The organism is Chloroflexota bacterium (assembly GCA_016219275.1).
Taxonomy (GTDB): domain Bacteria; phylum Chloroflexota; class Anaerolineae; order UBA4142; family UBA4142; genus JACRBM01.
On sequence record JACRBM010000073.1, the window covers coordinates 20,962 to 42,515 of the forward strand.

Genomic DNA, 21,554 nt, shown 5'->3' on the forward strand with positions numbered 1-21,554 from the left:
AATGGATGAATCGAAAACTTGTTTGGGCAATCGTTGTCCTGTTATGTGTGTGCGTGGTCGTTGCCGGCATCGGCGTGTGGGGTTTTTCGTTCGCGTCTCAAGCAACGCCGACGAATATCGCGCGCGCGACGGCGACGCGATTGATTCTGGATGAACGTCGGACGCCGGTGATCGTGCCGACGATCCCGCCGCCCAATCAGCCGACGCTTGTTGCGCCAACGGCGACGCGCGTCCCGCCGGTGACACCGCTCGTGGCGGTGTCCATTGACACGGCGACCGCGCTCGACCGCACGCTGATTCCATCGCGCAATTTGTACGAGATCACGCCGCGCCTGCGCAAGAATCTCACGTTGCTCACGCCCGTACCGACGCCGGTCGCGCGCTTGCGTCAGGTCGGTCAGCGCGAAAACTTTTTTGTGAGCGAAGATATGGCGACCGGCAAATATCGCACGGTGCCGGCGACGTTGCAGATCGTTTCGCAACGCGCCTACGTCTGGGTCGAAGATGGCATCACGACCGATCTTGTCGCGCTGAAACGCGCCGCCGACGTCTTCGACACAAAAATCTATCCGACGAATGAAAAATATTTTGGCTCGCCAAAAGCTGGGTTGGACGGCGATTCGCGGATTCACATTTTGAACGCGCGCTTTCAAGATGCCGCCGGTTACTTTAGCAGTGTGGACATGCACCCAATTGGGATTTCTCAATACAGCAATCAGCGCAACATCATTTTCATGAACTCGGACGCGGTCAAGCCGGGTGATTCGGAATACCAAGCCGACCTCGCGCACGAATTTCAACATTTGATTCATCACTATCAAGCGCGTTACGCGACGGGCTGGATTGACGAAGGCATGGCGCAACTCGCGACCAAAGTGAACGGTTATCCGGTTGGCGGTGTGATCAATAATTTTGGGCGCACCCCGAATACTCAGTTGAATACCTGGGCAACCGGGCAGGACGCGCTGGCGCATTACGGTGCGGCGTACATCTTTTTCGGATACATTGCCGATCGGTTTGGAGCGGACGCGATTCGCGATGTGATGCTCGCGCCGCGGGAAGGGATCGGCGCGGTGCAAACGATGCTGGATCGCCGCGCGAATGGAATGCGCGTGGACGAGTTGTTCGCCGACTGGGCGATTGCCAACTATGTCAACGATCTCGGCGTCGCCGGCAACAAGTACGCGCATCCCTCCGAAGGCGCGTTTCGCATCACGCGCGAGCCGGTGTTGAATGCGTACCCGGATGTGCGGACGAATCAACAACGCGAGTACGCGGCAAATTACTTTACACTGCAACCCGCGGTCGGCGATGTGACGGTCTATTTCACCGGCACGACGACGGCGAAATTGATCGCGGCGGACGCGCACAGCGGCAGGTGGGTGTGGTACTCGAATCGCGCCGACCTGGCGAACATGACGCTGACGCGCGAGGTGGACTTGACGCGCGTATCCGGCAGGGCGACGCTGCGCTTTTGGACCTGGTTCGATATCGAGAAGGATTACGATTACGGTTACGTCGAGGTGTCGAGCGACGGCGGCAAAACCTGGGACATTTTGCCGGGCAAGAACACGGTGACGACCAATCTGAATGGCGCGAATTTTGGCGCGGGATTGACCGGTAAGTCCGGCGTCAAGGATGACGCGTTGCCCGCGCAGTGGACGCAAGAAGAAATGGATTTGTCGGCGTATGCCGGCAAGCGCGTGTTATTGCGATTCGAGTACATCACCGACGACGCGTACAACACACCGGGCTGGGCGATTGACGACATCACGATTCCGGAAGCCGCGTTCACCGATACGATCGAGAGCGGCGCGAGCGGCTGGGATGCCAAGGGATTTCTGCGGAGCGACAATGTGTTGCCGCAAAAGTACATCGTGCAAGTGATCGAGCAAGGCGCGACGACGCGCGTCAAACGCGTGACGCTCGACGCGCAGAATCGCGGCAATTATACGATTGCCGGTTTCGGCAAGGATGTTACCAAGGCGACGCTCGTGATTGCGGCGTTCGCGCCGACGACGACCGAGCCAACCGAGTACCAATTCGGCGTCGCGCCGAAATAATTGACCGCATCGTGAGAGTGTGTTATGATTCCGGCGCGCGAACGTGATAACGGCAGTTCCCGCGCGCGACCGGCAAGCTGTTGAGTCACAAGCAGGGGTGCATGTGTGCCCCTGCTTTCTACTTTGGCAATGTCAGCAGCGCGGGCAGACCTTCCAGGTTTCCAAAACCTGGAAGGTCTTGCCAAACTACGTACTGGATTTCACCATGATCATTTTTAGCATTGGCACGCTCTTGCTCCTTGCTTTTCTCGCGTGGGCGACGTACCGCACCGCGCAAGTTTTGCGCGCCGTAAAATTCGAACAGAACCTCTTGCTGATGCCGGCGGAAAATATGTTGCGCGTCGTCCTCATCGTGATTTGTTTCGGCTTGGCATTGATCAGCGAACAACCGTCCGCGGTGTTCGGCTGGCAAACGCACGATTTCGCGCGCGATGTCGTCCTCGGTTTGGCGGCGGGTTTGATCGGCGCGTTCAGTTTACCCATCATCACGCGCGGCGCGATCGCACGCTTTGGACGCCGCATCTATTCGCCGGTCGTCGTGTTGAGCGTGCTCCCGCGTCAGCGCGATGAGTGGTTTGCGATTCCGTTCGCGCTCGCGACGGCGGTTCTGCTCGAAGAGTTCTTGTTTCGCGCGCTCTTGCTCGGCGGATTCGCGGCGTTCGCGCCGCCGCTCGCGCTCGCGCTTGCGTGGTCGGTGTTGTTCGGCGCGATGCACGTGTCGCAAGGCGCGCTCGGCATGATCGTCGCCGCCGCGCTCGGGTTTCTATTTTCGATTTTGTTTCTGCTCACGTCGAGTTTGCTCGCGCCGTTTCTCGCGCACTACGCGATCAACCTCTGGCAAATCGCGTGGGCGGCGCGCGATAAAACTTGGTTGGAGAATTATGACACAGACCCAGGCAGTCATTCTTGATCTCGATGGTTTAATGGTGGACAGCGAACCGTTGCATTCACGCGCGTTCTCCTTGTTTCTCGCGCATCACGGCATTCAGCACGAGTTCACCGTCGAAGAGTACGGCAAATATTTTGTGGGCATCCCGGTCGCCGACAACACGCGTTGGTTGATCGAACGATTCAACTTGCCGATGTTGCCGGACGCGGTGCTCGCGCAACGCGAAGCGATCTACGAAGACCTGATCGCCGACCCGGCGAATCTGATCGCGATGCCCGGCGTGTTCGATGTGCTTGACGAGTTGTGCGCGAGAGAGGTTCCACTTGCCGTCGCGTCCGGCTCGCCGCGTCAACAAGTCGAAACGATTTTGCGCGGGCTGGGCATCGCGCCGCGTTTCCGCGCGGTGGTGGCGGGAACGGATGTGCCGCGTTCCAAGCCCGCGCCGGATGTGTACTTGCGCGCGGCGGAACGTCTTGGCGTTGCGCCCGCGCAATGTGTCGCGCTCGAAGATAGCGCGACCGGCGTGACCGCCGCCAAAGCCGCCGGGATGCGCGCCATTGCAGTGCCGAACCAGTACACCGCGCATCAAGATTTATCACACGCGGACGCGCGGGTAGACAGTCTGTATCGCGTGATGGATTGGATTTGACGGCGGTCGTCGGTTATTCGTCGTCTGTCCTCTTGTAACCTTTTTCCTCCTTGTGCGTAAGTAGGGGTGAGGTAAACGTTGGAAGACACAGTGCTCGTCCAGCGCGCTCAACGGGGCGATCAACACGCGTTCGCGCAGTTGGTCGAACAGTACCAGACGCCGGTGTACAATTTAGCGCACCGGATGCTGGGCAACCCAAACGACGCGGAAGATGCCGCGCAAGAAACCTTCTTGCGCGCGTACACGCAATTGAAAAGTTTTCGTCTCGAAGACAAGTTCGCGACGTGGCTGCTTTCGATTGACGCGCACTATTGCATTGACCGCTTGCGTCGCCGGCGCAAACTCCAGTGGCTTTCGCTCGACGAGGATGCGCTAGGCGATGTGTTGCCGAGCGATGCGCCGACGCCCGACGACGAATTGTTTCGTCACGAGGACGAACGCGCGGTCGTGGAACTGCTCGATCAACTCGCGCCGCCGAGCCGACTCGCAGTCGTCTTGCGCTACTGGCACGACCAGTCCATCGAAGATATTGCGCGCACGACCGGCGATTCGGCGAGTGCGGTCAAAGTGAAACTGCACCGCGCGCGCCATGTGCTCGCCCGCGCCTGGATGAACACGACGGATTCCGTCAACGCACCCTTGCTCCGCGTCCCAGGAGGTCAACGATGATGACTCCCCGCAAAACCATGTTGTCACCTACGCCCGGTTTTACCGCGCGGGTGATGACGCGCATCGAAGCGTACGAACGCGCGCGCGCGCGCCGCCGTGCGGTGATCGGCGTAATTGTGCTCGTCGTCGCGGCGCTCGTTGTGTTCGCACTCATCGCGGTTTCAGTCGCGGCATGGGTGTTCGCGCTGGCTGACCAAGCCGGTACGGTTGCGTCAGGCATCACGGCGCTCGTGGCGGTGTTCGAGAACGCGCGCGGTGTACTCGACGCGTTCCGGATTGCCGGGACGACCATCACGCGCAACGTCAACGAGATGGTCTGGGTCGCGTACGCGTTGATCGCGTTGACGATGACGATGGTGTGGACGCGCGTGGCAATCGGTTTTCCAAGGTTCGCCTCCATTTCATTGCAGGAGGAAAAACGATGAAACGCATTTTGGTGGTTTTGGTAATGTTGGTGTTCGTGGCATTCGCGGCGACGCCGGCGTTCGCGCAGGGATCGCGCGCAGGCGACCGTGTGTGTACGAGCGGCTCGACCGTGATTCGCGCAGACGAGACAGTGAACAGCGTGTTATTGTTTGGATGTGGCGCGCGGATCCAGAGTGGCGCGCAAGTTCGCCGCGATATTGTTTCGTCCGGCGGCGATGTGGTGATTGAAGACAAAGCCGTTGTGCAGAACGATATCGTTGTGTTCGGCGGCAATCTCGACATCGCTGGCGAGGTGCTCGGTGATGTCGCGGTGTTCGGCGGCAACATCACGCTCGAATCTACCGCGGTGATCGGCGGCAACGTCGCGCCGATTGGCGGCAACTTGGATCGCAAAGAGGGTGCGGTCGTGCGCGGCACTGTTTCGCGCGGGACATCGGGCATCACCCCACCGCGCGCCCCGACGCCGCCGACGCCGTTTAGCTACAATTGGTTTGCTAACCCGATCAACGTGTTCTTTGGGTTTGTCCGTGTTGTCCTGGGTGTGATTGCGCTCGCGGCGGTTGGTGCGTTGACGGTCGCGTTCTGGCCCTCGCAAACGAAGCAAGTTGCCCAGGTCGCGCAAGGTTCGGCTCTGCCGAGTCTGGGTGTGGGATGCTTGACCTGGATCGCTGTGATCGTACTGTCGTTGTTGCTGGTGATTACGATTTGCGGTATACCCTTTGCGGTGTTCGTCTGGCTCGCGATCATCATCGCGACGCTCGTGGGCTGGGTCGCGCTCGGCTGGCTGGTCGGCGAACGCGTGATGAATGCGTTGCATGTGCGCCAGGCGGACAATGTTGTAATCGCGGCGGTAGTCGGAGTATTCTTGCTCGCATTGCTGAGCGCCGCACCGATCATTGGCTGGCTCGCCGGTTTGATCGTCGCGATAATGGGACTGGGTGCGGTCGTCCTGACGCGATTCGGCACGCGCGCGTATCCATCGCTCGCGCCGGCAACCGTGACGCCAACGCTGCCGACTCCACCCGCGCCGCCGGTTGCGCCCACACCGCCGGCTCCGCCGCCGCCCGCGCCGGCGACAGAGTCATCGGAAACGGGCAAGGTGGAATCGTAGAATGTCGGGGCGATGCAGGCATCGCCCCGACAATTTATTTTTGTGGTAAAATGTTTAGCATGATGGAAACACTGAACGAACGATTTGCAAAACTCGGCGCGCGATTTTTCGAACGCGACGGCGCGACACTCGTGCGCGATTTCGGCGATGTGGCGAACGACTATGCCGCACTGCGCGAAGCCGGCGTCGCGTACTTGCCGCCTTTCGGCGTGCTACGCGTCGAAGGCGCGGATCGCATCGCGTGGCTGCACAAACTCGTCACGCCGAATGTTCAAGCGATTGCGCCAGGAAATGGCGCGTACGGCTTGCTTCTCAACGCGAAAGGTCACATTGCCGCGGACTTTGTCGTGCTTGTCCTGAACGACGCGTTGTTGTTGTACACGAGCGCGTCTGCAAAAACGAAACTCGCACGTGATTTACAGCGTGCGATCTTTCGGGAAAAGGTCACGCTGACCGATGTGAGCGACGCGTACGCGGTGTTCACACTGCAAGGCGCGAACGCGCCCGGCGCGTTGCACCAAACACTCGGCGGCATGTTCCAACTTGCGCCGTACCAATTCTTCGCGATGAAATTCTTCGACCAGGAACTGATCGTCGTCCAAAATCCGCGCGCGGGCTTCGGCGGGTACGATCTGCTCGTGCCGCGCGAGCACGCCGAAATCTTTTACGATTTGGTGACCGCGCGGACTGCCGCGCCCATCGGCTTTGACGCGCTGAACGTCGCGCGCATCGAAGCCGGGGTTGCGTGGTTCGGCGACGATTTTGACGAGACGATGCTCGCACCCGAAGCGCGACTCGACGCGTTCATCGCCGAGAACAAGGGGTGTTATACCGGGCAAGAAGTCATCGCGCGCATCAAGAATCGCGGACACGTCAATCGCTTGCTCGTGCGGATGCAAATCGAAGGTGAAACCGTGCCCGAACGCGGCGACTTGATTTTCGCAGAAGACAAAGAAATCGGCTGGGTCACGAGCGCCGTCTGGTCGTTCGAGCGCGAAGCGCCGCTCGCGTTTGGTTACACAAGACGAGAAATCGCGCAAGATGGCGCGCGCGTCCAAGTCGCGCGCGGTGAGGGGCGACTGAACGCGACGGTGGTGATGTCGGAATGAACGACCCAAAGACCGATGTAACTACTCAGCAAGCCGCGTGCGCGTGTTTGCTGCCGCGCATCTGGCTCGCGCTCTACATTTCGCTGACATGCACCTTGAGAAAATCTACAGTTCTATTCCACGCCAGTTTCGCGGATTCGGCATGGTAAGCATCTGCTCGGTCACGCTCAAAAAACCAATGCGTAGTGCCCGCGTAAGAATAGAATTCGGCTGGCTTGTCTGCTACACGGAGACTCTTCTCAAGTTTCTTGACTTTTGAAGTTGGTTCGTAATCGTCAGTCTCTGCAAGATGAAACTGAAAGGCAGAATGGCTTTGAGCATAGTCGTCGTTTCGGGTGGCATAAAACACAACTGTCGCGACAACCGGATTGGGCTTCTGGTCGGCTAACCAGAGTGCCCAATACCCGCCAAGCGAAAATCCAATAACCCCAATCTCGCGCGTGTTTGTTCCGCTGATGGCTTGCAGCTGCCTCGCGGCTTGGGTGATTTCTTTCGCGACGACATCTTGTTTGAGATTGGAGCTGAGGTTCTCTGCTTGTTCGATTGTTGAAGCCACCGCGCCGTGATATAAATCGGGCGCAAGCACAACAAAACCTTCTTTCGCCAGACGGTTACAGAAATCCTTGATAAACTCATTCAAGCCCCACCACGCGTGCAAAACCAATACCTGCCTGCCTTTTCCAGACTTTGGCTTGACAAGGTAGTAGTTCGCACTGTTCCGTATAGGTGGTTGCGATTTCTTTTGACTCATTCGTGTCACTCCTATCTCTTTGGAAAGGCGTGTCGTACGTTACCACCCGCCGATCCCGCCGCAATGTGTCTTGCGAAATGCAAGCACGTTTGCCAGCGCAAACCACACACGCCAAAAGGCGCGTACGTGGCGGAATCGGCGGGCAGGTGTTTCCAGATGTTCAGTCTTATCGTCACGGAATCATGGTTCTGGTAGCGACAACATTTCGGTTTCAGGTATTGTCTTGGAATAGGTTTGTCCACGATAAACGTAGGTCACTTCTAGTTTCTTTACTACGCCTGGCGTAGGATCACCCCCAAGCTCTTCGTTAGTTACACTTATTTGAAGCTTGCCATCTTTTATCTTTGCTCGCAGCACGGGGGCAACATCCATCCAGCCGTTGTTCGCTCCATATTTTGCCGAAAGAATGGCGAGGTCACTTTTCGCTGAAGGAGCCGTCGGGGTTTCGAGGAATTTGGCTTCTGCTTCCTCTAATTGAGTTATGGGAGCAAGCTTCGTCATGAAATCAGGATTGAACACAACTTTCCATATGCTGATTATCAGCCCAAGTGTGTCGGCAAATAGAGCAGCCCCTGCAAGGGAAACAACCGTAATTGAAAAGGATGCAAAGTTGAAAAGTATGTATGATGAGACTATCATGATTCCTGTCAGGAGAATAACCGATGAGTATCCCATGACTAGCCGCAGAAGAAACCAGCGGTTCTCATGTGCTTTATGCTGGTCAAAGGTCTCCCGCTCTTCCCGCAGTCTTTCCTTGATGCGTTCGATCACAGGTTGAAACGATGCTTCTGGAGAAATCTCTGTCATGGTAGTTGCCTCGTAATGAATAGGTATTTGCAAATCACGGCTGTGGAGTCACGCGACTCTTGAACAAGCGGAATGTCTGGAAACGTTAGAGCCGCACGACGGCGCGCGCGCTTCGACGTCCTGGTGTCACGCGCTTTCCCGCGCGCGCTGTTGGGCGGCGTATGTTTCGCGATGGGCGTCCACTCTATCGGCTATCTGAATACCCACCTTTGCCATCCCAGGACATTCAAACGGAAATCGCCCATCGCGAAACTTATATTTCACGACATTCTGGTTGACGTGAAGCAATTTTTTCACGCTCGAATTGCCTTGCTTCCCGCACTCGAAGGTGCGGGAAACCAGATTCGGTTTTCGTCTCAAACGATAAAGACCCATCAGGTTTTCAAAACCTGATGGGTCTCTCATTGTTACGTCTTCGCTTCCTGCGCCAGGATGATCGCCTCGGCGATGTCCTTCATTGGCTTGCGCGTGTTCATGCTCATCTTTTGAATCTTGCGGAACGCCTCTTGCTCGGTCAATCCTTGTTGATCCATCAAGATGCCCTTGGCGCGATCCACCAACTTGCGCGTTTCGAGCGTTTCCTTCAGCCCGCCCATTTCTTTTTCGAGTTCGCGGAACTCTTGAAAGCGCGCGAGCGCAATGTCAATCGCCGGCGCGATCTCTTGTTCGCGGAACGGCTTGACGAGATAGCCGACCACGCCGGCTTCCTTTGCCCGCTCGACCAAATCGCGATGACTGTACGCGGTGAGCAGTAACACCGGCGCGATCTTTTCCTGGGTCATCAGCTTCGCCGCCTCGATGCCGTCCATGTCCGGCATCTTGATGTCCATGATCACGACATCTGGTTTCAATTCACGCGCGGCATTCACCGCGCTCAAGCCATCGCCGGCTTCGCCTACGACCAAATAGCCGAGATTGGTGAGCATCTCGCGCAAGTCGGTGCGAATGACCGATTCGTCGTCGGCAATGATTACTCGGGTTCGTTCCATTCTTCGCCTCCAAGCGGAATCTTGGGAAAGCGCACGATGGCGGAAACGCCATGGTCGCTTGTCATATCGAATTGACCTTTGAGGTCCTGGGTCACTAACATTTGAACGATTCGCAGACCGAGCGAATCGAGTCGTTCTAGATCAAAACCGGGCGGCAGTTCTTGCCCGTCGTCGTGCACGACGATCCGCACCGCATCGCCGTCGTCGTGAAAGGTCAGCGAGATCGTGCCGCCTTCCGCGCGCGCATCATAGCCGTGCTCCAACGCGTTCTGCAACAACTCGTTGATGACGAGCGCGCAACTCGTCGCTTGGCGCGCCGGCAAGTACATATTCGGTCCGGCAAGTTGCAGCGCGAAATGGCGCGCCGGATCGAGAACGCCGGCTTGCATCTGCGTCAAGATGCGTTGCGCGACCTCGCGAATATTGATCACGCGCGAATCTTGCGCCGACAAGAATTCGTGAATCACCGCGATGCTGAGAATGCGATTGACCGCTTCGCCGAGCGCGCCCTTGGCTTCGGTCGTCTGCATGCGGCGCGATTGCATCCGCAATAGCGACGCGACGGTTTGCAAGTCGTTCTTGACGCGATGATGCATCTCTTTGATCATCGTCGTCTTGACGAGCAGTTCGCGCTGGCGACGCCGCGCGTCGGTCGCGTCGTGAATCAGCAGAAACGCGCCGGCGGGTTGCGCGCGCGTGCCGCTGAACAGCGCGCCGCGTTCGTACCGCACAAGCGGAATTGCCTTTTTAATCCAGGTGCGCCCGCGCTCTTCGATTTCGAGTTGCGCGCACGTGCGTTCTTTGATCGCGCGGCTCACCAACTCGTCGTCGTGCATTTCGAGATAACTGAGCAGTTTGCCGGCGAGCGGTTCGCCGTAGCCGATGTTGCGATACAAATTCACTGCGATGCCGCTCATGTAACGAATCACGCCCTCGGCGTCCATCAACAAAATGCCGTCGTGTTCGCCGAACGGCGCGAGCGTTTCGATGCCCAGCGGCTCGCCGCGCAGAGTCATCTGTTGAAACAACCTGAGTCCGCGCTGAAAAAACTCGCTGCGCCGTTTGAGCCGTTCGCTTTCGAGCAGGTTCGTTTCGATCAACAAACCGCCGATCACTTTGCCGGTCGAATTCTCGATCGGGTACGCTTCCTGGACGACCGGCGCGAGCGCGCCTTCGGACGATGTGTGATCGGAAATCGCGTAATCGCGCTGTGTGCGGATGTACTGTCGTTCGGTCAGGGCGCGAAAGAGCGCGTTCGCGTTCGCGCGATTCAAGTCGCCGCCGGCGAGCGTCTCGCGATGAATCGGCACGACCGAATGCGGTCGCGCCTGCGCGAGGATTTCGACGCGCGCGTTGCCGCGCAACGCGCCGAGAAAAATATCCGCGCGACTCAGGTCGGCGAGCAGAGGAATCACACGCGCGCTGTTCGCCAAAATCGTGTCATCGCGGGTGAGCGGTTTGGATTCCTGGACTTGGACTACGCTGTCTATTTGTCCCATTTCATCTACAAACGGTTTGGAATAAAATAAAGCCGAGGTGATGCGCCTCGACTTTTCATTTACGAGTCCAAGATGCGACCTCTCGGCGCTGAGGGGAGGCATCCAAGACTAGGAGTGTCGGGGCGAGAGGATTTGAACCTCCGACCACTTGTACCCCATACAAGTGCGCTACCGGGCTGCGCTACGCCCCGATTTCCGCCGACGATTATAGCAAAGAGTGGTTGATTTGGCAAATAAACGACACGGAATTTTACACGGTGTTTGCAAATGATTCATCTGTCTTTCATTGTGTAGAGATAGAGTGACGCGTAAAGACTCGTACTCATCGGGAGAAAAAAATGAAGAACCCACTATTCGCTGTTTCGGTTTTGATCGTGATCACAGCTCTTGCCGCGTGTAGCGCGCCTACGCAACCACTCGCGCCAACCGCCCTACCGACGAGCCAACCGGCAAGCCCAACGGTTGCGCCGCCAACCATCGTCCGCGCCAACGATCCAACTACCCAACCACCCAGCACCCCAACTACCCAACCAACCAACCAACCAACTAAACAACCCAACATCATTTTCATTCTCACCGACGATTTGGACGCGGCGTCCATTCCCTTCATGCCCAAACTCAAATCGTTGATGACCGACCAGGGTACGACATTCACCAACTTTTTCATCAACATGCCGCTCTGCTGTCCCTCGCGCACCGAAATTTTGCGCGGACAGTACGCGCACAACACCCAGATTCTCGGCAACACGCCGCCGTCCGGCGGATTTCAAAAATTTTTCCAACTCGGCGAAGAGCAATCCACGATTGCGACGTGGTTGCAGAGCGCGGGTTATCGCACGATGCTCGCCGGCAAATATCTGAACGGATATCCGGATCGTTCCAACTTGATGTATATTCCGCCGGGCTGGACGGAATGGTACAGCGCGATGAAAGGGAACGCGTACGGCGAATACAACTATACCTTGAACGAAACCGGCAAACAGGTTGCATACGGCAACAAGCCGGAAGATTACGGCACCGATGTGTACGCGCGCAAGACCGCGGATTTCATTACGCGAACAGCCAAAGACGGGAAACCATTTTTCGCGTACGTGTCGGTGTACGCACCGCACGGTCCGGCGACGCCCGCGCCGCGCCACGAAAAAATGTTTCTCGATGTCACCGTGCCGCGCTCGGCGAATTTTAACGAAGACGATGTGAGCGACAAACCGGCGTACATCCGCAATCGTTCCAAACTGACCGCGCGTGAAATCACGCGCTTGACCGAGGACTATCGTAAGCGTTTGCAATCGTTGCAAGCGGTGGACGACATGATCGAAACACTCGTCAACACGCTCAAGACGACCGGGCAACTCGACAACACGTACATCTTTTTCACATCGGACAATGGTTTTCACCTGGGCAATCATCGCCAGCTGACCGGCAAGGTCGCGCCGTACGAAGAAGAAATTCGCGTGACGATGATCGTGCGCGGACCCGGCGTACCCGCCGGCAAATCGCTCGACTACTTGACCGGCAACATTGACCTCGCGCCGACTTGGGCAGACCTTGCGGGCGCGACTGCCCCAGGTTTTGTGGATGGTCGTTCGCTCGCGGCATTGTGGAGGAGCAATCCGCCGCGCGAATGGCGACAATGCTTCCTCGTCGAGAATGGTTTGATCACTTCGCAGATTCAAACGCGCGCCGCGCGCCAAGTGGTCAACACACCGCCCGAGTTGCTCGAACCGCCGGACGCGGATGACGAGGAGGCGGCGACGCCGACTGCCGCCAACCGCGCGCCGCTCGGCGTGCCATCGTATCGCGGTCTGCGCACAAACGATTATCTCTATGTCGAATATGTCACCGGCGAAAAAGAGTTGTATAATATCAAAAGCGATCCGTACGAATTGCAGAACCTCGCGGCAAAAGCGGACGCTGCCTTGTTGACTCAACTCGCTGCGCGGCTCAAGCAGATGACGACGTGCGCGGGCGCGAATTGTCGCACGACCGAAAACGTCTTGTTCAAGTAACGGATCGTAGGGCAATAGACATTATCGGGAATAAGACCTTTCTCGCCAAGCCGCCAAGAACGCCAAGTTTTTTTAAGATGATTCTTTGCGTGCTTTGCGTCTTGGCGAGAGGTAAAAGTTGTTTCCGATAAAGTCTAATTTTCCAGAATTGCCAAACAAAATCCGCGTGTGGCGAAGATAGGGTGAAAAGAGATCGCGTATGAAACAGTTTGCTCTCCTAGTCCTGGTTTTGATCGCGACGGCGTGCGCGACCTCCACCCGCGCGCCGACCACCTTACCTCCACTCACACCGGTTCCACCCACGTTGACGGAACTCGCCCCGACCCAAGCCGCGCCCGGCGAGGTGGTGCGCGTGATCGGCAAAGGCGGATATCTTTTCACGCCGCCCAGTGGTTACAACGAATCCGCGCGCGACTGGCAACTGGTGTTCGATGGCAAGCCGGTCGCGCGGCTCAATTGCATGAGCAATCATTGCGAAACGCAAATGACGGTGCCGACAGACGCGACCGCGGGCGCGCACGAAATATCCGTCGAAGGTGGTTCGAAACTCGCGTTGCAAGTAGTCGTGAAAACCGCGCGCGCGACACCCAAACCGGTTCCCTCGCCGCAATCCGCTGACGCGCCGAATTCGTACTGGGTGACGAATCCGATGAGCAACGCGCACTTGTTCGTCCAACTGATCGTGCCGAAAAACACGGGCGGCAAGTTGCCGACGCTCGTTCTCGTTCCGGGTGGAATCGGGGCGAGCAACAATTTTACTGATTTGCCGTATCGCGCGCAAACGTTTGCCAATGCCGGATTCGCGGTCGTCGTGTTCGACCCCGATGGACGCGGCAAGAGTAGCGGCGTCGAAAACTATGACGGGCGCGCGCACCAGGACGGTCTCGCCGCGATTCTCCGATTTGTCGCGACCCTGGATCAGGTGGATGCGAAAAAAATCGGACTCGTCACGTACTCGTACGGCATTACGATGGGAACCGGCGCGCTCGCGCGCCATCCCGATGTGCCGGTGAAATTTTTGATAGACTGGGAAGGTCCGGCGAATCGCAATAACACGACCGGGGGTTGTCGCGCCAATACGCCGGGCGGCATTCAATGGCAGTCGTGCGCCGACGAAGGATTCTGGCGCGAGCGCGAAGCCGTGAATTTTATTGCCAGGGTGCGCGTACCGTACCAGCGCATCCAATCCGAAATAGATCACGTTCAGCCGGACAATTCGCACGCGCTCGCGATGGTCAACGCGGCGGCGCAAGCTAAACTGCCATTCGTGCGCTTGAACGACGATTCGCCAAATCAAATCTATGATCCTGCCGCGCCGCCCGCGATGTTGCCCGAACTTCAAGACCGCAAACTCGAATCGCGCATCATCAAGTACGCGCAAGAGTTGTTCGCCCGATAACGCCGGGCTGACAAATCTTGCGGATCGTTTCGTAGGGGCGTTCAATTGAACGCCCCTTCTGCATAGTATGTGAATTGACGAAGCGGCAACAAGAAATTTACGCGCCGATTACACGCGACTCAGGTCGCTCTCATTTGCGGATGAGACAATCCGCGCAAGAGTTGTCGTGGGAAATGCGAAATGCGAATTGCGAGTTGCGTGAACCATAAACGCGTTCGTCACACATCGCGCCTCACACATCACTCGACGGAGACACAATGACCAGGACATTCCTTGCTCTCAGCGGACTTGTTCTCATCGCGACCGCGTGCGTCCCCACACCAACGCCGACCGCGCAGCCAACGCCGACAGCGACCGCATCATCTAATTTACGCGCGCAATCCAATACACCAACGGCAACTCGCATCGCCGCGCGCGCGCAGGTTACGATCACGCTAGGCGCGGCGATGGACGCGCCGATCAATCGCTTGCTTGGCGTGAACATCGGACCTGTGCCCGCCGGGTCGGATCCGAAAAACGCTGACCTGGCGAACGCGTACAAACAAATCGGCGTCAACCTGGTTCGCACGCACGATTTTTACGGACCGCTTGACATGGCGGTGATGTATCCCGATCGCGCGCGCGATCCCGCCGATCAAAAATCGTACGATTTCACCAAGAGCGATGCGATATGGCGCGCCATCGTGAACGGTGGATTCGAACCGTACTTGCGCCTCGGCGATTCGTACAATAACGCCAAGCCGCCGGCGAACGCGCAGGAACGCGCGAACTGGGTCAAGGCGGCAGTCGCGGTGATTCGGCATTATCGCGAAGGCAAGTGGAATGGATTCACGACCCAGTTTCGCTACGTCGAAATCTGGAACGAGCCGGACAATCAGCAATTTTGGAGCAAGCCGCGCACGGCGCAAGAGTATTTCCAATTGTACGACGAGACCGCGCGCGCGCTCAAGCAAACCTTCCCCGATCTGATCGTCGGCGCGCCGGGATTGACGCCGGCGGGCGCGCTCGCGCCGCAGGGCAAAAAGTGGACCCAGGATTTTCTCGATTACGTGAGACAGAAGAACGCGCCGCTCGATTTCTTTTCCTGGCACATGTACTCGAACGATCCGAACGATTGGGCGAACGCCGCGCAATTTTATCGCCGCGAACTCGACGCGCGCGGATTTACCAAGACGGCGCAACACGTCACCGAGTGGAACACCCAGACCAAATCCGACGCGATGAAAGGCGCGGAGGCAACCGCGCTGCGCACCAGCGGACAAGGCGCGGCGATTCTCACCGCGGCGTGGATCGCGATGCAACAAAACGGCGTCGCGGTCGCGACGTTTTATCGCGGTCCCGATCCGGCGCTGGACGCGCCGACGTTCTATGGTATGTTTTACGCGGACGGCAAACCGAAACGAATCGCGCTCGCGTTTTCGCTATGGACCAAACTCGCCGATCATCCGCAACGCGTGAATGTGTCCGCCGCGCCGAACACCTCGCTGTGGATGCTCGCCGGAAAAAACGATGCGGGCGAAAGTGCGTTGCTGATCGCGAATCCAACTGCCGCGGCGACCACGTACTCGATAGCGGGCGCGGAAAATCGCGCGACCACGATCTGGCAGGTGAACGACGCGAGCGCGCAAGTTCAATCGCTCGCGTCGCCGGGAGCCGTGATCGAAATCGGCGGCAACACGATGCAACTCGTGATCCTCAAAAAATAAGGAGCATCCATGAAACGCACACTTGTTTGCGCAATGCTCGTCCTGGTTTTCGTTGTCGCGTGCAATTCCAGCGCGCCACAATCCACGCCGGTTCCCGCCGAAATCAAACCGGCGGCGACGGATAACCTGGGACAACCAGCGCAGAAAGTTCCGCCCCAGTCGCCCGCGCAAAAACCGGGTGGGACGCCGCTGCCCAAACCCGGCGCGAATTTTACCCCGCCGGCGAAACCTGGGGCGAACATCACGCCGCCGCCGCTTGCCGATAGCGTCGCAAAAACGTACTCGGTGACGAATCCGACGACGAACGTGAAATTGTACGTACAAGTGTTCGCGCCCAAAGATGCCGCCGGCAAAAAATCTCCCACGCTTGTCCTCGTCCCCGGCGGCACTGCCGATACCAACGCATTGATCGGCGACGCACTGCGTTTCTCAAGCGCGGGCATCCTCGCGGTGATTTTCGATCCGGATGGTCGCGGCAAAAGTACGGGACAAGAAGATTTCAACGGGCACAAGCAACAAGACGGTCTCGCCGCGGTCGTTCGCTTTGCCGCGACGTTGCCCGAAGTGGACGCACAACAAATCGGCATTGCGACGTACTCGTACGGCATCACGATGGGTAGCGGCGCGCTCGCGCGTTACAGCGATCTCCCGGTAAAATTCTTGATGGACTGGGAAGGTCCGGCGGATCGCAACTATACGACGACGGGTTGTCGCGGGACTGGCGCGAATCGAATTCAGTGGCAACCGTGCACGGACAATGTTTGGTGGGCGGAACGCGAGGCGGTGAATTTCATCGGCAAAATTCGCGTGCCGTACCAACGCGTCCAATCGGAAAAGGATCACGTTCAGCCAAACAACAATCACGCGCTTGACATGATCAACGCGGCGATCAAAGGCGGTGTTTCCTTCGTGCGGCTCAACAATCTCGCGCCGAATCAAACGTACGATGTAAAAAATCCACCCCCGATGTTGCCCGAAATGACCAACCCGCAATGGGAGCAAACGCTGATTCAATTCGCGCAAGAGTTGTTCAAACGATGAAAAGTGATGCGTGACGAACGCGCTCACGCACCACGCATCACTTTTCGGAGGCATAATGACCAGGACATTCATTACTCTCTTCGGACTTGTTCTCATCGCGACCGCGTGTAATGCCGCGCCGACTACGCGACCACCTGACCAAGCGACAACACGACCATCCGACCACGCGTTACTCAAACCGGGTGATTACGACCGCGCGCTCACCCATGCCGGACGCGAACGCACGTACACGGTGCACTTGCCGCGCGGCATCGGCGACGAACATTCGTATTCGCTCGTGATCGTTTTGCACGGCGGCGGCGGCAACGACGATAACGCCGCGCGTATGACCGGGTTTAGCGCGCTCGCGGACAAGGAAGAATTCATCGTCGTCTATCCGAATGGAACCGGACGATTGCAAGATCGTATTCTCACCTGGAATGCCGGCAACTGTTGCGGTTACGCGCTCGACAACACGGTGGACGATGTGGGATTTATTCGCGCGCTGATCGAACAATTGCAACGCGAGTACCCGATCAATCCGCAACGCATTTACGCGACCGGGATTTCAAACGGCGGAATGATGTCCTACCGACTCGCGTGCGAACTGTCCGACCAACTCGCGGCAATCGCGCCGGTCGCGGGCGCGCTCAACGTCGAATGCAAACCCGCACAGCCCGTCGCGGTGATCGCATTCCATGGCACAGCAGACCAACACGTTTTGTACAACGGAGGCGTTCCAAAAATCCAAGCCGACTCGCATCCGCGCGAGGACAAGTCGGTCGCGTACGCGATGTCGTTCTGGGTCAAGCAGAATCAATGCAACACGCTCGCGCAAAAATCGGAACGCGGTAAGGTGAGCACTGAATCGTACACGAGCTGTCGCAATAACGCGGATGTGACGTTGTTCACGCTGAAAGATTTCGGACACGCTTGGCCCCGCGGCGCGCGTGGAACGGTGTGGGCGGACGATCCGAAGGCGGATATTTCCGCGACCGATGTGATGTGGGAGTTTTTCAAGCAACATCCGAAACCGTAACGCAAATTTCCAATCGGAGATAGGATCCAGGTTTCTTCGAGAAACCTGGATTCTGATGAAGGTATTGAAGGAGCAGCCATGTTTCGACCACGCCGCTTTTGGCGACCGCGCCCGATGTTGTGGCGCGGCAGACCGCTGGGACGACGCATCTATGGAATGGGGTGTTCGCTGATCGCCTTCCTGGTCCTCGCGTGTATCGTCGGAATGTTCTTGTTGAATGTTTTCGTGCGCGGTATTCTGCGATAAGCAAGACACCCATCCCGGAGCGACTATGGAAATCACTGCCAATGATGTAACGATTACGCCGATCACGCGATCAACCGTGACCGCGCGCGTGTTTCAATATTTTTCTCTCAGCGCGATTCTTTGCCTCGCGCTCTTTTTGCATTTCTTCCGGCTCGACCAAGAAGGATTCGCAAATCTATACTATGCCGCGACGGTAAAGAGTATGCTGATGAAGTGGCACAACTTTTTCTTCGCGTCGTTCGATCCCGGCGGGTTCGTGACCGTAGACAAACCGCCGCTCGGTTTGTGGATTCAGGCGTCGAGCGCGACGATATTTGGATTCAGCGGTTGGAGTTTGCTTTTGCCGCAAGCGATTGCCGGCGTATTGTCGGTCGCGCTGTTGTATCATCTCGTCGCGCGCGTGTTTGGCGTGTGGGCAGGCGTGATCGCCGCGCTCGCGCTCACCGTGACGCCGATCAGCATCGCCGCGAATCGCAACAATACGATGGACAGCCAACTCGTGTTCGTGTTGCTGCTCGCCGCGTGGATGGTGATGCTGGCAATCGATCGCGGGCAATTGCGTTGGTTGCTCGCGAGCGCGATTCTGGTCGGCATCGGCTTCAACATCAAGATGCTCCAGGCATTTATGGTGCTACCCGCGTTCTGGCTCGCGTATCTGATCGCGGCGCGCACGAAATGGTATTGGCGCGTCGCACATCTTGCCGTCGCGACCATCGTGCTTGCGTTTGTTTCGTTCGCGTGGGTGGTCGTCGTTGACCTCACGCCGGCGGATCAACGCCCGTTCGTCGGCAGCAGCAAAGATAACACCGAGATGGAATTGATCGTCGGGCACAACGGCTTGGCGCGACTTGGCGCGATGGCAAGTTGGCTCGGTTTGCGAAACGCGCCCATGCCAGGGCAACGACCACAAGCCGCGCAACCGGCGATCAAACCACAATTCAATCCACCGCCGGGTCAACTCGCCCAACCCCCGCGATTCCAACCGCAACCCGGACAACCCGCGCCCAACGCGCCCGCGCCCGGCGGCGGTCCGACGAGCAACGAAACCGGCGACCCAGGAATTTTCCGGCTATTTAACAAGCAACTCGCTGGACAATCCAGCTGGCTTTTGCCGCTCGCGTTGCTGGGAATGCTTGTGCTCGCCATCGAATTATTTTTGGCGCGTCACGATTCACGCATCACGCATCGCGCGTCAAGCAACACGTTCCAATCCTGGTTGCTCTGGTCCGGGTGGCTCGTTCCGCAAATCATCTTTTTCAGTTTCGCCGGCTTGTTTCATCGCTACTATCTCGAAATGCTCGCGCCCGCGCTCGCCGCGCTCGTCGGCGCAGGCATTGCCGCGATGTGGCACGCGTACGCGCGACGCGAGTGGCGCGGCATCTTTTTGCCCATCGCGATTCTTGCGACGGCGGCAGTCCAGGCGATCATTCTTTTGCAATTTGCGCAATGGAATGGTTGGTTGATGCCGGTGGTGATGGGACTGGGCGCGCTCACCTCCAGCGCGTTAATGATTTTGTTTCTGTTGCCGCGCCATCCTGCCATTCAAATCGCGCAATGCGCGTTTGCCGTTGCCGGCGTGCTGGCTCTGCTGATCGCGCCGACGGTGTGGTCGTTCACGCCGTTGATGAGCGCGGATTCCGGTTTGCCGTTCGCCGGACCCGAACTCGCGACGCGTCCCTCGCGACCGGCGAATCTGCCGAACGAAAATCGGCTGATCGAGTACTTGCGCGCGAATCGCGGCGGCGCGAAATTTCTCGTTGCGACGATGAACGCGAATACTGCCGCGCCGCTCATTCTCGCGACCGGCGAGCCGGTGATGACGCTCGGCGGTTTTGGCGGGAACGATCAAATTCTGACGCCGGAGCAACTGTCCGCGCGCGTCGCGCAGAACGAGGTGCGTTTCTTTTGGCTCGCGTCGCAAGCAAATCAGAACGCCGATCTGACGCGCTGGGTGAGCGAGCATTGCGCGCGCATCGTTCAGCCCAACCAACCCCAACCCGCGCCGAATCCGGGCAGCGCACAAACGTTGTACGATTGCGCGCGCCCGCGATAACCAATTGATGGAGCACTGAAATGAAACGCCTTTGGATTCTCCTTTTCCTTTTTGCATCAAGTTTGATGTTCGCTGGTTGTCAGCGCAACCGGAATGATTCTGCCGCGCCATTGCCTACGGCTGAGATGCGCGCGAGTGGTGTTGCGCCAACCGTCGCACCACGCGCGATTGAAACGCCCGTCGCCTCACCAAGCGCGCCGGTGACCCAGGAAATAGACACGCGACCGGGCGCGATGAATCGCGATGTGACGTACTGCGCGCCGGACGGCATCGCGCTAAAGATGGACCTCGCGTACCCCAAATCGTTTGCGAACAAGCCCACGCCGATTGCCGTGTTCATTCACGGCGGCGGCTGGACGAGCGGCGACAAGAGCGGCGGCGGCGGAGTGGACGCGCGCGAGTTGCTCGCGCGCGGGTACATTGTCGCGTCGCTCGATTATCGGCTTGCGCCGCAGTACAAATTCCCGGCGCAGATCACCGATGTGAAATGCGCGATTCGCCATCTGCGCGCGCACGCGGCGAAATATCAACTCGACCCGAACCGGATTGGTGTGTGGGGTTCAAGCGCGGGCGGGCATCTCGTCGCGCTGCTCGGCACGAGCGATGCGAGCGTGGGATTCGACGTGGGCGAGTACCTCGATCAATCGTCGCGCGTGCAACTTGTTGTGGACTTGTTCGGTCCCGCCGATTTGCCGGCGATGTTCACGTCGAACGCGCAAGTGGTTGGCAATCGCGTGTTCGGCTCGACCTCGCGCGACGATCTAGTTTTGGTCAAGGCAAGTCCGGTGACGTACGTTTCCAAAGATGATCCACCGTTTTTGATCTTGCAAGGCGATCAAGACAAGACTGTGCCGCTGGCGCAATCGCAAATTTTGCACGACAAGTTGCTCGCGGGTGGCGTGCCGTCCACGCTCGTCATCGTTAAAAATGGCGGTCACGGTTTCGCACCAACCGGCGGTGCGATCAACCCGACGCGCGCCGAGTTGACCAAGACGCTCGCGGATTTTTTCGACAAGCATTTGAAAAGGTAGTGGATCCCCACCCCAGCCCTCCCCGTTCGGCTCTCCCCCTGCGAAAGCGGGGGGAGTTGGAGAGGGTGCCGAACGGGGGAGGGCTGGGG

The 21,554-nt window shown here is 58.1% G+C and carries 19 protein-coding genes and 1 tRNA gene; 15 read left to right on the forward strand and 5 right to left on the reverse strand.

What is annotated here, in order from left to right:
* The first annotated feature begins 5 nt into the window (after positions 1 to 5).
* The 7 genes from HY868_20980 (at position 6) to HY868_21010 (ending at position 6,916) form a co-directional block, all read left to right on the forward strand.
* Positions 6 to 2,063 (forward strand): immune inhibitor A, encoded by a 2,058-nt coding sequence (locus tag HY868_20980; GenBank protein ID MBI5304621.1) that lies wholly within the window; start codon positions 6 to 8, stop codon positions 2,061 to 2,063.
* A 205-nt stretch (positions 2,064 to 2,268) separates the two neighbouring features.
* Positions 2,269 to 2,973 carry a CPBP family intramembrane metalloprotease gene (locus tag HY868_20985; protein MBI5304622.1) on the forward strand — a complete coding sequence of 235 codons (705 nt, stop codon included), beginning with the start codon at positions 2,269 to 2,271 and terminating at the stop codon, positions 2,971 to 2,973.
* On the forward strand, positions 2,945 to 3,601 hold the full coding sequence (locus HY868_20990) for an HAD family phosphatase (GenBank protein ID MBI5304623.1): 657 nt from the start codon (positions 2,945 to 2,947) through the stop codon (positions 3,599 to 3,601). The genes HY868_20985 and HY868_20990 overlap by 29 nt, the downstream gene beginning before the upstream one ends.
* 78 nt (positions 3,602 to 3,679) lie before the next feature.
* Positions 3,680 to 4,270 (forward strand): sigma-70 family RNA polymerase sigma factor, encoded by a 591-nt coding sequence (locus HY868_20995; GenBank protein ID MBI5304624.1) that lies wholly within the window; start codon positions 3,680 to 3,682, stop codon positions 4,268 to 4,270.
* The gene (locus tag HY868_21000) at positions 4,267 to 4,695 is read left to right on the forward strand and encodes a hypothetical protein (protein ID MBI5304625.1); all 429 of its coding nucleotides are present in this window, start codon (positions 4,267 to 4,269) and stop codon (positions 4,693 to 4,695) included. The genes HY868_20995 and HY868_21000 overlap by 4 nt, the downstream gene beginning before the upstream one ends.
* Positions 4,692 to 5,807 carry a polymer-forming cytoskeletal protein gene (locus HY868_21005; GenBank protein MBI5304626.1) on the forward strand — a complete coding sequence of 372 codons (1,116 nt, stop codon included), beginning with the start codon at positions 4,692 to 4,694 and terminating at the stop codon, positions 5,805 to 5,807. The genes HY868_21000 and HY868_21005 overlap by 4 nt, the downstream gene beginning before the upstream one ends.
* Positions 5,808 to 5,857: 50 nt before the next feature.
* Positions 5,858 to 6,916 carry an aminomethyl transferase family protein gene (locus HY868_21010; GenBank protein MBI5304627.1) on the forward strand — a complete coding sequence of 353 codons (1,059 nt, stop codon included), beginning with the start codon at positions 5,858 to 5,860 and terminating at the stop codon, positions 6,914 to 6,916.
* 73 nt (positions 6,917 to 6,989) lie between these two features.
* On the opposite strand, the gene HY868_21015 is transcribed toward HY868_21010, so the two are convergent.
* The 5 genes from HY868_21015 to HY868_21035 all read right to left on the reverse strand — a co-directional run bounded on the left by HY868_21015 (position 6,990) and on the right by HY868_21035 (position 11,153).
* Positions 6,990 to 7,667, reverse strand: a complete 678-nt coding sequence (locus tag HY868_21015; protein MBI5304628.1) for a dienelactone hydrolase family protein — start codon at positions 7,665 to 7,667, stop codon at positions 6,990 to 6,992.
* Positions 7,668 to 7,847: 180 nt separating this feature from the next.
* On the reverse strand, positions 7,848 to 8,474 hold the full coding sequence (locus HY868_21020; GenBank protein MBI5304629.1) for a DUF3395 domain-containing protein: 627 nt from the start codon (positions 8,472 to 8,474) through the stop codon (positions 7,848 to 7,850).
* A gap of 407 nt (positions 8,475 to 8,881) precedes the next feature.
* Entirely contained in the window at positions 8,882 to 9,463 is a 582-nt protein-coding gene (locus HY868_21025; GenBank protein MBI5304630.1) for a response regulator, read from the reverse strand.
* Positions 9,445 to 10,962 carry a histidine kinase N-terminal domain-containing protein gene (locus tag HY868_21030; GenBank protein MBI5304631.1) on the reverse strand — a complete coding sequence of 506 codons (1,518 nt, stop codon included), beginning with the start codon at positions 10,960 to 10,962 and terminating at the stop codon, positions 9,445 to 9,447. Before HY868_21030 ends, HY868_21025 begins: the two co-directional genes overlap by 19 nt.
* Before the next feature lie 117 nt (positions 10,963 to 11,079).
* Positions 11,080 to 11,153: transfer RNA gene (locus tag HY868_21035), tRNA-Pro, on the reverse strand.
* A gap of 147 nt (positions 11,154 to 11,300) precedes the next feature.
* Between HY868_21035 and HY868_21040 the strand changes: the two genes are divergently transcribed.
* The 8 genes from HY868_21040 (at position 11,301) to HY868_21075 (ending at position 21,465) form a co-directional block, all read left to right on the forward strand.
* Entirely contained in the window at positions 11,301 to 12,971 is a 1,671-nt protein-coding gene (locus HY868_21040; protein ID MBI5304632.1) for a sulfatase, read from the forward strand.
* A 199-nt stretch (positions 12,972 to 13,170) separates the two neighbouring features.
* Positions 13,171 to 14,370 carry an alpha/beta fold hydrolase gene (locus HY868_21045; GenBank protein MBI5304633.1) on the forward strand — a complete coding sequence of 400 codons (1,200 nt, stop codon included), beginning with the start codon at positions 13,171 to 13,173 and terminating at the stop codon, positions 14,368 to 14,370.
* Positions 14,371 to 14,627: 257 nt separating this feature from the next.
* Positions 14,628 to 16,076 carry a hypothetical protein gene (locus HY868_21050; GenBank protein MBI5304634.1) on the forward strand — a complete coding sequence of 483 codons (1,449 nt, stop codon included), beginning with the start codon at positions 14,628 to 14,630 and terminating at the stop codon, positions 16,074 to 16,076.
* 9 nt (positions 16,077 to 16,085) lie between these two features.
* Positions 16,086 to 17,117 (forward strand): hypothetical protein, encoded by a 1,032-nt coding sequence (locus HY868_21055; GenBank protein MBI5304635.1) that lies wholly within the window; start codon positions 16,086 to 16,088, stop codon positions 17,115 to 17,117.
* A 55-nt stretch (positions 17,118 to 17,172) separates the two neighbouring features.
* Positions 17,173 to 18,135: a polyhydroxybutyrate depolymerase gene (locus HY868_21060; protein MBI5304636.1), complete on the forward strand. Its 963-nt coding sequence runs from the start codon at positions 17,173 to 17,175 to the stop codon at positions 18,133 to 18,135.
* Between the two features lie 78 nt (positions 18,136 to 18,213).
* A complete protein-coding gene (locus HY868_21065) occupies positions 18,214 to 18,381 on the forward strand; it encodes a hypothetical protein (protein ID MBI5304637.1) in 168 nt (55 codons plus the stop codon).
* 25 nt (positions 18,382 to 18,406) lie between these two features.
* Positions 18,407 to 20,434 carry a glycosyltransferase family 39 protein gene (locus tag HY868_21070; GenBank protein ID MBI5304638.1) on the forward strand — a complete coding sequence of 676 codons (2,028 nt, stop codon included), beginning with the start codon at positions 18,407 to 18,409 and terminating at the stop codon, positions 20,432 to 20,434.
* Positions 20,435 to 20,454: 20 nt separating this feature from the next.
* Positions 20,455 to 21,465, forward strand: a complete 1,011-nt coding sequence (locus HY868_21075) for an alpha/beta hydrolase (GenBank protein ID MBI5304639.1) — start codon at positions 20,455 to 20,457, stop codon at positions 21,463 to 21,465.
* Positions 21,466 to 21,554 lie beyond the last annotated feature (89 nt).